Raw genomic sequence first — 15390 nt, forward strand, 5'->3', positions numbered from 1 at the left:
CAGCTGGTGCACGCGGTGAGAATCAGGAAGGGCGCTATGGTACTGGATGGCAGGGCATTCGTCACCTGTCAAAAAAGCCCCAGTTGCCCGGTGATCAGTGTAGCAAAGTCATCGCCGACAAACGGTAAAATCCCTTCGGCGATCGGCTGCAGCTGCTTGCTGACGTAGTGATCGTAATCCAGCGGCGTACTGCGCGCTTCCAGCGGCTCCGGCCCGGCGGTAGCCATGACGTAGCGGATCGATCCGCCGTTCTGATACTGCAGCGGACGCTGCAGTTTACGGTTATGTTCATCGGCGAGGCGCGCGGCACGCACGTGGGGCGGCACGTTGCGTTCGTAATCTTTCAGCGGCCGGCGCAGGCGCTTTTTATACACCAGTAGATCGTCCAGCTCGCCGGCCAGCAGCTGCGCCACCGTGTCGCGAATGTAATCCTGCCAGGGTTCACCGCGGAAGATGCGGCCATACAGCGTCTGCTGGAACTGCTGCGCCAGCGGCGTCCAGTCAGTGCGCACCGATTCCAGCCCCTTAAACACCAGTCGTTCGTCGCCGTCGCGGCGAATCAGTCCGGCATAGCGCTTTTTACTGCCCTGTTCGGCCCCGCGTATGGTTGGCATCAGGAAGCGGCTGAAGTGGGTTTCGTACTCCAGCTCCAGCGCGCTGTCGAGACCGTAAGTCTGCTGCAGATGCTGTTGCCACCAGCGATTCACGTGCCCGGCCAGCCGCTGGCCGATCGCGGCGGCATCGGCTTCGCTGTGGGCGCTTTTCAGCCAGACAAAAGTAGAATCGGTGTCACCGTAAATCACGTCAAAACCTTCGGCTTCAATCAGCTCACGCGTTTGCTGCATGATGGCGTGACCGCGCAGGGTGATCGACGAGGCGAGGCGCGGATCGAAAAAGCGACAGGCGCTGGTGCCGAGTACGCCATAAAAAGCGTTCATGATGATCTTCAGCGCCTGCGACAGCGGCTGGTTGCCATCGCGTTTGGCGGCCTCGCGCCCCTGCCAGATCTGCCCGACAATCGCCGGTAAACAGTGGGTGCGGCGCGAAAAGCGCGCGTGGCGAAAACCGGGAACCGAATCGGCGTCATCCGGATGCGCCAGGCCTTCGACCAGCCCGACCGGATCAATCAGAAAGGTGCGGATGATCGACGGATAGAGGCTTTTATAATCCAGCACCAGCACCGAATCATACAGTCCGGGGCGCGAATCCATCACGTAGCCGCCAGGGCTGGCTTCCGGTGCCACTTCGCCGAGATTAGGCGCGACAAAGCCGGCGCGATGCATTCGCGGAATATACAGGTGGCTGAACGCCGCCACCGATCCGCCGTGGCGATCCACCGCCAGGCCATTGACGGTGGCGCGCTCCAGCAAAAACGGCATGATGGCGGTGTGCTGGAAAATACGCGTAACCAGCTCGCAGTCCTTCAGGTTGTAGGTGGCCAGCGCCGGTTTGTCGTGGGCAAAGCGCCAGTTGATCTCTTCCATGCGCTGCCACGGATTGTTGATGGCTTTGCCTTCGCCCAGCAGCTCGCGCGACACCGCCTCCAGGCTAAATGAGGCGAAGTCCCAGAACGCCGATTTCAGCGCCTCGATCCCGTCAATCACCAGCCGGCCGCTGGCCTGAGCAAAGAACACGCCGGGCTTAAAGCCGTGCTCGCGCCACTCCAGCGGCTGCTGCTGACGGCCAAGGCGCAGCGGAATACCGTAGCGGTCGGCATGTTTTTGCAGCACGCGCAGGTCGAACTGCACCACGTTCCAGCCGATGATGACATCGGGATCGTGACGGGCGAACCAGGCGTTAAGCTGCTCCAGCAGCTGTGGCCGGCTGTCGAGGTAGATCAGCTCAAAATCCAGCTGGCTGGCATCACCGTTAGGCGGGCCGAGCATATACACCTGGCGCTGGCCGCAGCCCTCCAGCCCGATGCAGTACAGCTCGCCGTGCTCGGTGGTTTCGATGTCGAGCGACACCCATTTCAGCTGCGGACGGTAATCGGGATGCGGCTTGAGGCGCGCGTTGACGAGGCTGTCGCCGCGCGGCTCGCCGCTGAACCACACCGGCGCCGTGATAAAGCGCTCCATCAGGTAGCGTTCCGGCGGGCGGATATCTGCTTCATACACCGCAATGCCGTTTTCACGCAGGCGTTTTTCGATGCTTTGCAGCTGTCGGTGGCTGCGGCAATAGAGTCCCAGCACCGGTCGGCGCCGGAAATCTTTCAGATCCAGCGGTTGCAGGCGCGTATGGCGCTCGTCGCGAATCAGCGCTTCGGTTTGCGCCTGGAACTCCTGGGGAATAAACGCCACTGACTCCTGCGCAGGCAGCACCAGGCGCTGCGGGCCCTGGTCGGTGGCCAGCCACAGCACCACTTCGCTGCCGGTCGGGGTATCCCGCCAGTGGCGAGTCAGCAAAAATCCTGCGCGCGGTTCGGTCACGTTAACTCCGGAGAATGAATTCATTTCAGTATATCATGGATGTTTATACAGTGTACTGCCGGTGGTGCCGTCGTCCGCGCGGCGCGGGCGTGCGGCAGCGCGGGGAATTGCTTGACGCTGTGGGGCTGTCTCAGGACAATCCAGCCTCTATATTCCGCAGAGGATAGTTATGGAAGCCTGGATCCAACACCTGTTTACGCAATCGCTGGAGTACGCGCTGATTGCCGTGGCGCTGGTGACCTTTCTTGAGTCGCTGGCGTTTGTCGGCCTGCTGCTGCCGGGCACGGTATTGATGGCCAGCCTTGGCGCGCTGGTGGGCAGCGGACAAATCGGGCTCTATCCGGCGTGGGCCGCCGGGCTGGCCGGCTGTCTGATTGGCGACTGGGTGTCGTACGGCATTGGCTGGAAATTCCAGGGACCGCTGCACCGCTGGAAATACCTGCAAAAATACAAAGGGCTGCTGGATAAAACCGAGCACGCGCTGCATCAGCACAGCATGTTTACCATCCTCGTGGGGCGCTTTGTCGGACCGACGCGTCCGCTGATTCCGCTGGCGGCCGGCATGCTGGAGCTGCCGGTGCGTAAATTCCTGCCGCCGAACATTATCGGCTGCATCCTGTGGCCGCCGGCCTACCTGATGCCGGGCATTCTGGCGGGCGTGGCGATCGACGTGCCGCAGGCGGCGCAGGGCGACAGCTTCAAATGGCTGCTGCTGGCGGTGGCGCTGCTGCTGTGGATCGGCGGCTGGCTGCTGTGGCGCTGGTGGCGCAGCGGCAAAAGCGTCGACTGGGCTACGCCTTATCTGCCGCAGGCGCGGCTGCGCTGGCTGGCTCCGCTAATGGCGCTCATCGGTGTGGGTGCCTTTATTGCGCTATTGTTCCACCCGATGATGCCAATTTTCCTGCAGCTGCTGTGGAAGGTGTTCTTCGCTTAACGCGGTGATACGCCAAGGATGGCGGCCGCCGGGCTTTCTCCGCGCAGCAGGCTGGCGGTGCTGCCATCCCAGTACACCCGACCGTCAACAATCACCAGGCTGCGTGACGCAATCTGCTGCGCATCCTCCAGACTGTGCGACACCATCAGCAGCGTGATAGTGCGCGCCTCGCACACCGCGCGCACCAGCTGTAACATCTCGCTGCGCAGCGCCGGATCGAGTGCCGAAAACGGTTCGTCCAGCAGCAGTACCGGCTGATTGCGCAGCAGGCAGCGCGCCAGCGCCACGCGCTGGCGCTGGCCGCCGGAGAGCTGGCCGGGCAGACGCGTCAGCATCGATTCCAGCCCGGTTTGCTCCGCAATCTGCTGTACCTGCTGCTGCTGTTCGCGCGTCAGCTTCAGGCCGGGATGCAGGCCCAGCCCCAGATTTTGCTGCACCGTCAGGTGCGGAAACAGATTGTTATCCTGAAACAGCATCGATACCGGTCGCGCGGAAGGCACGCTGCGGGTGTGGTCGACGCCATCGATCAGCAGGCTGCCCTGACTCACCGGCAGAAAGCCGCCGAGCAGGCTCAGCAGGGTACTTTTGCCCGCGCCGCTCGGGCCGAGAATGGCGAGACGTTCACCGGCCTGTGCGCTAAAGCTGAAGCGCATCGGCAGATGCTGGTAGAGATAAGTAAGGTTATTCAGTGTCAGCATGGCGACCCGGTAATTTTTCCATCAGCGTAAACAGCAGCAGGCATAACAGCAGCAGTAGCAGCGCGGTCACCGCGCCATCGGCACCGCGATAGGCACCAATCTGCTGGAACAGATAAAACGGCAGGGTGCGGAAATCGGCGCTGCCAAACAGCGCCACCACGCCGAAATCCCCAATCGACAGCACGCAGGCAAAGGCCAGCGCCTGCGCCAGCGGACGTCTCAGCGCCCGCAGTTCAATCAGCCGCAGGCGAGTAAACCCACTGATGCCCAGCGAGGCGCACAGCTGAGCGTAGCGCGCGCTGAGATCGCGCATCGGATTTTCCAGCACTTTCATGGCGTAGGGGATGGCGATCAGCGCGTTGGTGAAGATCACCAGCGCATCGGCACGCTGCGGCAGGCCAACGGTGGCGTTGAACAGCAGAAAGAACCCGCTTGCCAGCACGATGCCCGGCATTGCCAGAATCAGCATTCCGCTGAGTTCCATGGCCTGCGCGGCGAAGCGCTGCTGACGCTGGCGCAGTTCGCGACTGCTCCACAGCAGCATCATGGTCAGCAGCACGCACAGCACACCGGCACCGAGTGCGATACGCAGCGACGTCCATGTGGCCTGCCACAGCGCGGGCTGTTGCAGCGCGCCGGCAATGCCGCCGCGTAAGCCGTCGACCAGCACCGCCGCCAGCGGTGGCAGCAGTAACAGCAGTGACAGCGTAATCAGCAGCGTATCCGCGACGCGTGCGTGCCAGGAATCCTGCGGATCGCGCCAGCTGCGCACCGTCTGGCTACCGGCCGGAATCGCTTTACTGAAGCGCTGGCTGAGCAGCACCAGCAGCAGACAGCAGCCGAGCTGCAGTAATGCCAGCAGCGCGGCGCGGCCGGGATCGTAATCAAAGCTAAGCGCCTGATAAATGGCCAGCTCCAGCGTGGTGGCCTGCGGACCGCCGCCCAGTGCCAGCACGGTGGCAAAACTGGCGAAGCACAGCATAAAGATCAGCGCTGCCGTTGGCAGCAGCGGACGGCGCAGCCACGGCCACTCCAGCAGGCGAAACAGCGACCAGCCGCGCAGACCGAGCTGCGCCGCCAGCTGGCGCTGCTCGCCGGGAATGCTCTCCAGCGCCTGCAGCAGCATGCGCGTCGCAAGCGGCAGATTAAAGAACACGTGCGCCAGCAAAATGCCCTGCAGGCCGTAAGGCGAGAAGTGATAGTCGATACCGACGGCAGCGCACAGCTGCGCCAGCCAGCCGCTGCGCCCATAGACGCTCAGCAGACCGAATACGGCGACCAGCACCGGCAGCACCAGCGTCATGGCGCACAGGCGCAGCAGCAGGGTACGACCGGTAAAACGGCGGCGATAGAGCGCGCGGGCCAGCTGAATGGCCGGCAGCACCGAAAGCAGCGCTGACAGCAGCGCCTGCTCAAAGGAGAACGCCAGCACATGGTGCAGATAGCTATCGCTGAGCAGCGCGCGCCAGTCAGTGGCCGGCGCGGCAAGCAGCAGGGCACCGAGCGCCAGCAGCGCGACCGCACACAATAGCAGTGCGCTAAGCGCTCCGGGCAGCAGCCAGCCGGGCATCAGCGGCTGACGGCGCGCTGCCACGCGCTAATCCACGCCGCGCGATGGTCGGCCACCTCTGTCGGGGTGTATTGCAGCGCTTTCGCGGGCACCGGTAACGCCTGATAACCGGCGGGTAAATCGCTTTTGATCACCGGATACATCCAGTTGCCGGTGGGAATGGTGCTCTGAAACGCTGGCGACACCATAAACTGCATGAACTGCTGCGCCAGCTGCGGCTGTTTGCTGCTGGCGAGCTGCGCGCCCACTTCTACCTGCAGGTAGTGGCCTTCGCTGAACGGCGCGGCGGCGTAGTTATCCTTTTTCTCTTCAATAATGTGGTAAGCCGGCGAGGTGGTGTAGCTCAGCACCAGATCGCTTTCGCCTTTGAGGAACAGACCATAAGCTTCGCTCCAGCCTTTGGTGACGGTCACGGTTTTGCTGGCCAGCTTCTGCCAGGCCGCCGGCGCATCATCGCCGTACACTTTCTGCATCCACAGCAGCAGACCGAGCCCCGGCGTGCTGGTGCGCGGATCTTCATAAATCACCCGCCATTTTTCCGGGCTTTCGACCAGCTCCTTCAGGCTGTGCGGCGGATTCTTCAGCTTGTTTTTGTCGTAAACGAACGCGAAGTAGCCGTAATCAAACGGGATAAAAGTGTCATTGTGCCAGCCGTCCGGCAGTTGTAGCCCGCGGGTATCCACTGTACTTTTGCTGAACAGGCCGGTTTTTTCCGCCGCCTGAATCAGGTTATTGTCCAGCCCCAGCACCACGTCGGCCTTGCTGTTCTTTCCTTCCATGCGCAGGCGATTAAGCAGCGATACGCCATCCTCCAGCGCCACATAGTTCAGCTCACAGCCGCAGCGGGCTTCAAAGGCTTTTTTCACTGCCGGACCGGGGCCCCAGTCGGCGGCGAACGAGTCGTAGGTATACACGGTGAGGACGGGTTTGGCCGCCAGAGCCGGCGCAGCGATCAGCAGCAACAGGGGCAGAACTTTATTTAACACTTTGCGTTCCTTAAGGAGAAGGTAAGGTTGCGTCGCAAAGGATCTGAGGGCGGAGCATCTCAAATCCCTACGCCGGTACGAGCCGGATCAGGTTCGACGGGTCTCTCTCAGCCAGTTAACCGGCACCCCGTTGAGAACGACATATTCTAGACATTTACAGGACAACGCGAAAGGTTCACCTGCCGGTCGTGTTGTCTCCTGCTGCCCTTTTTACAGCTCCGGCGGGGCGAACCAGGCGGACTTGAAGTCAAACCAGCCGAGCGTGTTCAGCCGCACGCCACGCATGCTGCGCTGGCCCTCCAGCAGCAGCCAGTGATGAAACAGCGGATGCAGATAGTCGCTGTTTACCAGCTGTTTGCTCCACTCCGCCAGCGGCAGCGCTTTCTCACGCCAGCGCGCGGCGTCGGCCTGCCAGTCCAGCGGGATACAGTGATGCATCAGCGGTAGCTCGTAGAGCTGAGCGAACAGGGCGTAGTCGAGCGGCAGGGTAAAGTTGACGCTGCCCAGCCAGATGTCACTCTCGCCCGCGCCGTCGAACCAGCTTTCGTAGCTCACTTCGCGGGTAATCAGCTCGACGCCCTGCTGCGCCAGCAGCGGCCGCAGCGCATTGGCGATGCCCTCGTGTTCGACGTGGTGGCTGTACCAGCTGAGCGTCAGCTGGGTCACGCCGTCGGGCTTGTGGGCCGGAGTGATATCGCGCCGATGGTGCCAGCGCGGCAGCAGGCCATAAGCCGGGAACCAGTAGCGCTGATAGCCGACGCCGGCATGATTGAGCAGCGCGATAGGATTAAGCAGATCGCTCACCCAGCGGCGGAAACCGGCATCGCGCCCGCGTTCAGAGCGCTGATCGAACAGCAGAAAATAGCAGCCCTCTTCGAGGCGACTCTCTTCCGATTTTTCGTCGTCGTTTTCGCCTTCCAGTTTTACACCGGCGTAGACCAGCTCATCGCTGATCTCCGGCAGCACCCAGATCGAGACATCATCAATCAGCGCGCGGTAGCCGAAGTAGTCATCAAACGCGGCGATTTTCAGCTGGGTTTGCTGGTTGCGCACCACGCTGTACGGACCGGTGCCAATGGGCTGACGGGCGAAGTGGCGCAGCGTCGGCCACTCACGCGGCAGAATCATGGCGCTGACGCTGGCCAGCAGCCACGGCAGCCAGCAGTCCGGCTGGCTGAGATGGATATCCAGCGTCCACGGCGCTGGCGAGTGCAGCTGGTCGATGTGCGAAAACAGCGGCTGGCTGCGCACCCGCTCCAGCGAGGCGATGACATCCTCCATCTCCAGCTCGCGGCCATGATGAAAGCGGATTGCCGGCCGCAGGAAGAAGCGCCAGTGCAGCGGAGAGGTTTGCTGCCAGTGATGGGCAATGTCGGCGGCGATTTCCCCCTTTTCCTCATTTATACGCGTCAGGCCGCTGAATATCTGCCGCGCCAGATGGGTTTCTGAACGGCGCAGCGGCGAGCCAGGCAGCAGGTTAGGCAGAGGCCGGTAGTAGAGCACGCGCAGAATATGCTTGCCCTGGCGAAAGCTGCGGCCAAGGTGCGCGGCAATCATCTGCCGCACCTGGTTTTTATCGCCCACCAGCTGCACCAGCTGATCGATGCGATCCTGCTCCAGCAGGTCTTCGGCGCGCTGCTGCTGTAGCGCCAGTCCGGTGTAGCAGAAGCTCAGCAGCGAGCGTTTACCGCGACCGGCTTCAGCCTGCCAGATCAGCCAGCCCGCCGCCTGCATGGCGTTCAGCAGGTTACGCATGTGGCGGCGTGAGCAGTGCAGCAGTTCAGCCAGCTCGCTCAGCGTGGTTTCCTGATCCTGGCCCTGACAGTGTTGCCACAGGCGAATGAATTGCTGTTGCAGACGCGCAGAGGACATAAAAGGGGAACTCCTTCTCGACTTCGCTCAGTTTTTCCTGCCCCATATTAGAGGCATACTGGCGGGCAATGGAAGAGCGGGAGGCATTCAGCAATGAATGGCGCTCTGCCAGCAGTTCCGCCGACGTGGAACCTTTTCTGAGTAGGGTGCAATTTCACCGCCAGCGGAGTTTTTCTCTGCTGGCTTTTTTCGTTTTGCTGTGGAATCTTCTACGCTGTTTTTTTCCCGGTCTTTTTCCTCAAAGGGATTTCTGCATGAAATCGCTGTTACCGCGGCCGCGCCGCCTGAATCCGGTTTACCTCTCCTTTATGGCGGTGTCATTTATGGTCGGCGTGGCGGGGGCGTTACAGGCGCCGACGCTCAGCCTGTTTTTGACGCGCGAGGTGCAGGTGCGACCGTTCTGGGTCGGCCTGTTCTTTACCATCAACGCCGTCGCCGGGATCGTAATCAGCCTGCTGATGGCGAAGCGTTCGGATAACCGTGGCGATCGCCGTCATCTGATCCTGTTTTGCTGCCTGATGGCGGTGGCCAACGCGCTACTGTTTGCCTTTAACCGTCACTATCTGACGCTCATCACCCTCGGCGTGCTGCTGTCGGCGCTGGCCAGCGTGGCGATTCCGCAGATCTTCGCGCTGGCGCGTGAATATGCCGATCAGTCGGCGCGTGAAGTAGTGATGTTCAGTTCGGTGATGCGCGCCCAGCTGTCGCTGGCGTGGGTGATTGGGCCGCCGCTGTCGTTCGCGCTGGCGCTCAACTACGGCTTCGTCACGCTATTCTGCGTGGCGGCGGTGATTTTTCTGCTGAGTATGCTGCTGATCTGGCGCACGCTGCCCTCGGTGCCGCGCATCGCCGCCACGCCGGAGCAGGTGCTGATGCAGCTCAGCCCGTGGAAAGACAGCCAGGTGCGGCTGCTGTTTATCGCCTCGGTGGTGATGTGGGCGTGTAATACCATGTATATCATTGATATGCCGCTGTATATCAGCGCAACCCTTGGCCTGCCGGAGAAGCTGGCGGGTCTGCTGATGGGCACCGCCGCCGGGCTGGAGATCCCGATCATGCTGCTGGCCGGCCATTACGCGAAGCGCTACGGCAAGCGCAAGCTGATGCTGCTGGCGCTGGTGGCGGCGATTGTGTTTTATCTCGGGCTGGTGCTGTTCCGTTCTCAAACCGCGCTGATGGTGCTGCAGCTGTTTAACGCTGCGTTTATCGGCATCATTGCCGGCATCGGCATGCTGTGGTTTCAGGATTTGATGCCGGGCCGTGCCGGTGCAGCGACCACCATGTTCACCACCTCGATCTCAACCGGGCTGATTATCGCCGGCCTGATTCAGGGGATACTGAGTGAGCGCTTTGGTCATGAGTCGGTGTACTGGCTGGCGCTGGTGATGGCGGTGGTGGCGTTGCTGCTGGCGGCGCGGGTGCGCGATGCGCAGTGAGGGCGGTGTGAAGGTTGAAGGTCGCCATAAATGGCGACCCTGCGGGGCCTTGCGCGTTTCGGGCATGTTTTGCACATTTTTGGTCGCCATAAATGGCGACCCTACAGGGCATTGTGCATTTAAGCATCTTTGGTCGCCATCAATGGCGACCAAATTACTGGCGCGTTTGCTGTAGGGTGCGCATTGATGCGCACCGGGTAAACCTTAACGCAGAAACGCTGGCTGGCTGGATTCGTAACTGGCGATGGACGCTTCATGCTGCAGCGTCAGGCCAATGCTGTCGAGGCCGTTGATCATGCAGTGACGGCGGAAGCTGTCGATTTCAAAGCTATAAACCTTGTCGCCGGCGGTGACGGTCTGCGCTTCGAGATCGACGGTGAAGCGGATACCCGGCTGCGCGGCCACCAGTTTGAACATTTCATCGACCTGCTCTTCGCTCAGCTTTACCGGCAGCAGCTGGTTGTTAAAGCTGTTACCGTAGAAGATGTCGGCGAAACTCGGCGCAATCACCACGTGAAAACCGAAGTCGGTCAGCGCCCACGGCGCATGTTCACGCGAGGAGCCGCAGCCAAAGTTCTCGCGCGCCAGCAGGATGCTGGTGCCTTTGAACTCCGGCTTATTCAGCACGAAGCTGGCGGTAGGCTGGGTGCCGGCGTCATCATCAAAACGCCAGTCGTGGAACAGGTGCGCGCCAAAGCCGGTGCGCGTCACTTTCTGCAAAAACTGCTTCGGGATGATGGCATCGGTGTCGACGTTTGCGGCATCCAGCGGGGCCACAATCCCGGTGTGTTGGGTAAATTTGTTCGCCATGGCTTAAGCTCCCTGAGTCAATTCACGAATGTCGGCAAAACGACCGGTTACCGCCGCCGCAGCAGCCATCGCCGGGCTCACCAGATGGGTGCGACCGCCGCGACCCTGGCGACCTTCAAAGTTACGGTTACTGGTTGAGGCACAGCGCTCGCCCGGATTCAGACGGTCGTTGTTCATCGCCAGGCACATCGAACAGCCCGGCAAACGCCACTCAAAACCGGCTTCGAGGAAGATTTTGTCCAGGCCTTCGGCTTCAGCCTGCGCTTTCACCGGACCGGAACCCGGCACCACCATCGCAACTACGCCCGGCGCCACTTTGCGGCCTTTGGCGATCGCGGCAGCCGCGCGCAGATCTTCGATACGTGAGTTGGTGCAGGAACCGATAAACACTTTATCGATCGCTACCTCAGTCAGTTTGATGCCCGGCTGCAGATCCATATAGGCCAGCGCTTTTTCGGCGGAAGCACGTTCAACCGGATCGGCAAACGAGGCCGGATTCGGGATGGCCTGATCCACGGCCATCACCTGGCCCGGATTGGTGCCCCAGGTGACCTGCGGCGCGATATCGGCAGCATTCAGCGTCACGACGGCGTCAAACTGCGCGTCGCTGTCGGACTTCAGGGTGCGCCAGTATGCCACCGCCTGTTCCCACTGCTCGCCCTTCGGCGCAAACTGCTTGTCTTTCAGATAGGCAAACGTGGTGTCATCCGGTGCCACCAGTCCCGCTTTGGCGCCCATCTCAATCGCCATGTTGCACAGCGTCATGCGGCCTTCCATGCTCAGCGCTTCAATCGCCGGGCCACAGAATTCAACCACGTGACCGGTGCCGCCGGCGCTACCGGTTTTACCGATGATCGCCAGTACGATGTCTTTGGCGGTGATGCCCGGCGCAGCTTCGCCCAGCACTTCAATCTTCATGGTTTTCGCCCGGCCCTGTTTCAGGGTCTGGGTGGCGAACACGTGCTCCACTTCGGAGGTGCCGATACCGAACGCCAGGGAACCGAAGGCGCCGTGCGTGGCGGTGTGCGAGTCGCCGCAAACGATGGTCATGCCCGGCAGCGTCATGCCCTGCTCAGGACCGATCACGTGCACAATGCCCTGGAACGGGTGGTTCAGGTCATACAGCTGAATGCCGAACTCAGCACAGTTCTTCATCAGCTCCTGCATCTGGATACGCGCCATTTCACCCGAGGCGTTGATGTCTTTGGTCTGGGTGGAAACGTTGTGGTCCATGGTGGCAAAGGTCTTCGACGGCTGGCGCACTTTGCGGCCGTGCGCACGCAGACCGTCAAACGCCTGCGGCGAGGTGACTTCGTGAATCAGGTGACGATCGATATACAGTAACGGCGTTTCGTCTGGCGCTTCGTGAACGACATGTGCATCAAATAACTTCTGGTATAAGCTTTTCATTTTGTTATTTTTCCTCGCTGATGTAACCGGCAATGATGCTGCCCATTTCATCGGTGCTCACGGCAGGGCCGTCACCGGCCAAATCACGGGTGCGATGGCCCGCTTCCAGCGCACGGCTTACCGCGCGCTCAATGCTATCCGCAGCGGCGTCAGCGTTCAGGCTGAAACGCAGCAGCATCGCCAGCGACAGAATCTGCGCAATCGGGTTAGCAATGTTCTGGCCAGCGATATCCGGTGCGGAACCGCCCGCCGGTTCGAACAGGCCGAATCCCTCTTCATTCAGGCTGGCCGAAGGCAGCATGCCCATCGAGCCGGTAATCATCGCGCACTCGTCCGACAGAATGTCACCAAACAGATTCGAGCAGAGTAAAACGTCAAACTGCGACGGATCCTTAATCAGTTGCATGGTGGCGTTGTCGATATACATATGACTCAGCTGCACATCCGGATAATCTTTTGCCACTTCGTTGACGATTTCACGCCACATCACCGAGGTCGCCAGCACGTTAGCTTTATCAACAGAAGTCACTTTATTGCGACGTTTGCGCGCAGCTTCAAAGGCGTTGCGGGCAATACGCTCGATTTCGAAACGGTGATAGACCTCGGTATCAAAAGCGCGTTCATGCGCGCCGCTGCCTTCGCGGCCTTTCGGCTGGCCGAAATAGATGCCACCGGTCAGCTCACGCACGCACAGGATATCGAAGCCGCGGGCGGCGATGTCGCTGCGCAGCGGGCAAAATGCTTCCAGACCTTTGTACAGCGCCGCCGGGCGCAGGTTGCTGAACAGTTTGAAGTGTTTACGCAGCGGCAGCAGCGCACCGCGCTCAGGCTGGCCGGCTGGCGGCAGGTGTTCCCATTTTGGACCGCCGACCGAGCCGAACAGAATGGCATCGGCCTGCTCAGCACCGGCCACGGTGGCGGCGGGTAAAGGTTCACCGTGACGATCGATGGCGATACCGCCGACATCATATTCGCTGGTGGTGATGCGCATATCGAAGCGCGCGCGAATCGCGTCGAGAACTTTCATGGCCTGCGCCATCACTTCCGGACCGATTCCGTCGCCTGGCATTACCGCAATATGATAAGACTGAGTCATAGTTACACCGTTTCCTTCTGATCTTTAAATTTACGCTGCAATTCTTTTTCGACCTGCTTTGCCCGCCAGATGTTGTTCAGGGCATTCACCATCGCTTTCGCCGAGGATTCGACGATATCGGTCGCCAGGCCCACGCCGTGGAATTTACGCCCGTTGTAGTTGACTACGATATCGACCTGACCCAGCGCGTTTTCGCCGTGGCCTTTCGCGGTCAGCTTGTAGTTCACCAGCTCAGCATCGAAGCCGGTGATACGATTAATGGCCTGGTAGACGGCATCAACCGGACCGTTACCGGTGGCGGCGTCGGCTTTGGCCTCTTCGCCGCAGCCCAGCTGCACCGACGCCGTCGCGGTGACGCTGGAGCCGGTCTGCACGTTGAATTCGTTCAGCTGGAAGTACTCCGGCTCTTCATTCTGCTTATTAATGAAGGCCAGCGCTTCCAGGTCGTAATCGAACACCTGGCCTTTTTTGTCCGCCAGCTTCAGGAAGGCGTCGTACAGCGTATCCAGGTTGTAATCGGACTCTTTATAACCCATCTCTTCCATACGGTGCTTCACGGCGGCACGGCCGGAGCGGGACGTCAGGTTCAGCTGAATTTTGTGCAGGCCAATCGATTCTGGCGTCAGGATTTCATAGTTTTCGCGGTTCTTCAGCACGCCATCCTGATGAATGCCGGAAGAGTGAGCGAAGGCGTTGGAACCGACCACCGCTTTGTTGGCCGGGATCGGCATGTTGCAGATCTGGCTGACAATCTGGCTGGTGCGGTAGATTTCCTGATGATTGATATTGGTGTGCACGTTCATGATCTGCTGACGAGTTTTGATCGCCATGATCACCTCTTCCAGCGCACAGTTACCGGCGCGCTCGCCCAGGCCGTTCAGCGTGCCTTCGACCTGACGCGCACCGGCCAGCACTGCCGCAATGGCGTTACCGGTCGCCATGCCCAGATCGTCATGGGTGTGAACGGACAGAATCGCTTTGTCGATGTTGGGTACGCGCTGTACCAGCTGACCAATAATGTTGGCGTACTCGCCCGGCAGGGTGTAGCCCACGGTGTCAGGAATATTGATGGTGGTGGCGCCGGCGTTGATTGCGGCTTCTACCATGCGGCACAGGTCGTCAATCGGCGTACGGCCACCGTCTTCGCAGGAGAACTCAACGTCATCGGTATAGTTGCGCGCCCGCTTAATCATGTGCACCGCGCGTTCAATCACTTCCGGCAGCGTGCTGCGCAGTTTAGTGGCGATGTGCATCGGCGAAGTGGCGATAAAGGTGTGAATACGGAAGGCGTCGGCCACGCGCAGCGATTCGTAAGCCGCGTCGATATCTTTCTCGACACAGCGCGCCAGACCACACACGCGGCTGTTTTTGATGGTCCGGGCAATAGTCTGCACGGATTCGAAATCACCCGGCGAAGAGACCGGAAAACCGACTTCCATTACATCCACGCCCATCCTTTCCAGCGCCAGGGCGATCTGCAGTTTTTCTTTAACACTCAGGCTGGCCTGTAATGCCTGTTCGCCGTCGCGCAGAGTGGTATCGAAAATTATTACTTGCTGGCTCATGGTCATCTTCCTTTTGCATTGACTTCGCCGGTGCTACGAGCATAAAAAAACCCGCGCAGTGGCGCGGGTTTTTTAACTTTCAGCAGGTTCGAATCAGTTGTTGATTTCGCCCACGAGTCTACCGCGCAAACTGGATGCGTTAAGTAGTAGACCGAGTAGACGAAAAGAACGTGACATGAATCAAACCTCGTAAAATGAGTGCTGCACATATTGGTACTGGATTCGCCTGGCGATGTCAACCCTAAGTGAAAGGGTATTTCTCTGGCCGGAAAAGGGCGATGTGCTGGGATTATCGGTCATCACAGAGCATTGCCATTAATTAACGGTGGCTTAGCGCGTTATGCCACTTTAAAAAATCTTTTAAAAAAGGCGGGTAATTTTAAGTTGCTGAATTCTATGTTTTTAGTAAGGCTTATTCGTCAGGTGGAAAAACAAGATAAAGCTTGTTGCTTAGCAGATTGTGATGTGGAAGAGGGATTTAAGAGTTAATCACGCCAGAAACGCGGTAACGGAAAAAATTGTGGGCTAAACACGCTTGCAATATGAAAATCATATTTCTTACAACACGCTGTAAATAATCTGCA

General features: G+C 59.9%; 13 protein-coding genes and 1 riboswitch. Of the genes, 3 read left to right on the top strand and 10 right to left on the bottom strand.

Annotated features, from left to right (window positions below):
* Window positions 1-68: 68 nt before the first annotated feature.
* On the bottom strand, window positions 69-2429 hold the full coding sequence (polB, locus tag FT726_RS03135) for a DNA polymerase II (RefSeq protein ID WP_260641671.1): 2361 nt from the start codon (window positions 2427-2429) through the stop codon (window positions 69-71).
* Window positions 2430-2598: 169 nt separating this feature from the next.
* Here polB and FT726_RS03140 point away from each other — a divergent pair, with 169 nt between their 5' ends.
* Entirely contained in the window at window positions 2599-3363 is a 765-nt protein-coding gene (locus tag FT726_RS03140; protein ID WP_058759640.1) for a DedA family protein, read from the top strand.
* Here FT726_RS03140 and thiQ read toward each other — a convergent pair.
* The 4 genes from thiQ to sgrR form a co-directional block, all read right to left on the bottom strand.
* Window positions 3360-4061 (bottom strand): thiamine ABC transporter ATP-binding protein ThiQ, encoded by a 702-nt coding sequence (thiQ, locus tag FT726_RS03145; RefSeq protein ID WP_215800380.1) that lies wholly within the window; start codon window positions 4059-4061, stop codon window positions 3360-3362. The two genes, FT726_RS03140 and thiQ, sit on opposite strands and share 4 nt — an antisense overlap.
* Window positions 4045-5655, bottom strand: coding sequence for a thiamine/thiamine pyrophosphate ABC transporter permease ThiP (thiP, locus tag FT726_RS03150; protein ID WP_346302388.1), 1611 nt, complete (start codon window positions 5653-5655; stop codon window positions 4045-4047). Before thiP ends, thiQ begins: the two co-directional genes overlap by 17 nt.
* Window positions 5631-6617: a thiamine ABC transporter substrate binding subunit gene (gene thiB / locus FT726_RS03155; RefSeq protein WP_215800378.1), complete on the bottom strand. Its 987-nt coding sequence runs from the start codon at window positions 6615-6617 to the stop codon at window positions 5631-5633. The genes thiP and thiB overlap by 25 nt, the downstream gene beginning before the upstream one ends.
* 46 nt (window positions 6618-6663) lie before the next feature.
* Window positions 6664-6757, bottom strand: a riboswitch (TPP riboswitch).
* Window positions 6758-6827: 70 nt separating this feature from the next.
* Entirely contained in the window at window positions 6828-8489 is a 1662-nt protein-coding gene (sgrR, locus tag FT726_RS03160; protein ID WP_058770626.1) for an HTH-type transcriptional regulator SgrR, read from the bottom strand.
* Between the two features lie 254 nt (window positions 8490-8743).
* Between sgrR and FT726_RS03165 the strand changes: the two genes are divergently transcribed.
* Entirely contained in the window at window positions 8744-9925 is a 1182-nt protein-coding gene (locus FT726_RS03165; RefSeq protein WP_282995903.1) for an MFS transporter, read from the top strand.
* A 204-nt stretch (window positions 9926-10129) separates the two neighbouring features.
* On the opposite strand, the gene leuD is transcribed toward FT726_RS03165, so the two are convergent.
* The 5 genes from leuD to leuL all read right to left on the bottom strand — a co-directional run bounded on the left by leuD (window position 10130) and on the right by leuL (window position 14983).
* A complete protein-coding gene (leuD, locus tag FT726_RS03170) occupies window positions 10130-10735 on the bottom strand; it encodes a 3-isopropylmalate dehydratase small subunit (protein ID WP_058759635.1) in 606 nt (201 codons plus the stop codon).
* Window positions 10736-10738: 3 nt separating this feature from the next.
* Complete coding sequence (gene leuC, locus FT726_RS03175) at window positions 10739-12145, bottom strand: 3-isopropylmalate dehydratase large subunit (protein ID WP_058759634.1); 1407 nt, start codon at window positions 12143-12145, stop codon at window positions 10739-10741.
* A 4-nt stretch (window positions 12146-12149) separates the two neighbouring features.
* Window positions 12150-13241 carry a 3-isopropylmalate dehydrogenase gene (gene leuB / locus FT726_RS03180; protein WP_058759633.1) on the bottom strand — a complete coding sequence of 364 codons (1092 nt, stop codon included), beginning with the start codon at window positions 13239-13241 and terminating at the stop codon, window positions 12150-12152.
* Between the two features lie 2 nt (window positions 13242-13243).
* The gene (leuA, locus tag FT726_RS03185; RefSeq protein ID WP_021507571.1) at window positions 13244-14806 is read right to left on the bottom strand and encodes a 2-isopropylmalate synthase; all 1563 of its coding nucleotides are present in this window, start codon (window positions 14804-14806) and stop codon (window positions 13244-13246) included.
* A 93-nt stretch (window positions 14807-14899) separates the two neighbouring features.
* A complete protein-coding gene (gene leuL, locus FT726_RS27615) occupies window positions 14900-14983 on the bottom strand; it encodes a leu operon leader peptide (RefSeq protein WP_125308910.1) in 84 nt (27 codons plus the stop codon).
* A gap of 132 nt (window positions 14984-15115) precedes the next feature.
* Here leuL and FT726_RS03190 point away from each other — a divergent pair, with 132 nt between their 5' ends.
* Window positions 15116-15295, top strand: coding sequence for a hypothetical protein (locus FT726_RS03190; RefSeq protein WP_346302389.1), 180 nt, complete (start codon window positions 15116-15118; stop codon window positions 15293-15295).
* Window positions 15296-15390 lie beyond the last annotated feature (95 nt).

This window comes from Pantoea sp. Morm, assembly GCF_016643525.1.
GTDB classification, from domain to species: domain Bacteria; phylum Pseudomonadota; class Gammaproteobacteria; order Enterobacterales; family Enterobacteriaceae; genus Pantoea; species Pantoea dispersa.

Bases quoted from the DNA above. Each gene is read 5' to 3' on its own strand.
- sgrR (WP_058770626.1), bottom strand. From the start codon at position 8,489: ATGTCCTCTGCGCGTCTGCAACAGCAATTCATTCGCCTGTGGCAACAC.
- leuA (WP_021507571.1), bottom strand. From the start codon at position 14,806: ATGAGCCAGCAAGTAATAATTTTCGATACCACTCTGCGCGACGGCGAA.
- leuD (WP_058759635.1), bottom strand. From the start codon at position 10,735: ATGGCGAACAAATTTACCCAACACACCGGGATTGTGGCCCCGCTGGAT.
- leuB (WP_058759633.1), bottom strand. From the start codon at position 13,241: ATGACTCAGTCTTATCATATTGCGGTAATGCCAGGCGACGGAATCGGT.
- FT726_RS03165 (WP_282995903.1), top strand. From the start codon at position 8,744: ATGAAATCGCTGTTACCGCGGCCGCGCCGCCTGAATCCGGTTTACCTC.
- leuC (WP_058759634.1), bottom strand. From the start codon at position 12,145: ATGAAAAGCTTATACCAGAAGTTATTTGATGCACATGTCGTTCACGAA.
- FT726_RS03140 (WP_058759640.1), top strand. From the start codon at position 2,599: ATGGAAGCCTGGATCCAACACCTGTTTACGCAATCGCTGGAGTACGCG.
- leuL (WP_125308910.1), bottom strand. From the start codon at position 14,983: ATGTCACGTTCTTTTCGTCTACTCGGTCTACTACTTAACGCATCCAGT.
- thiQ (WP_215800380.1), bottom strand. From the start codon at position 4,061: ATGCTGACACTGAATAACCTTACTTATCTCTACCAGCATCTGCCGATG.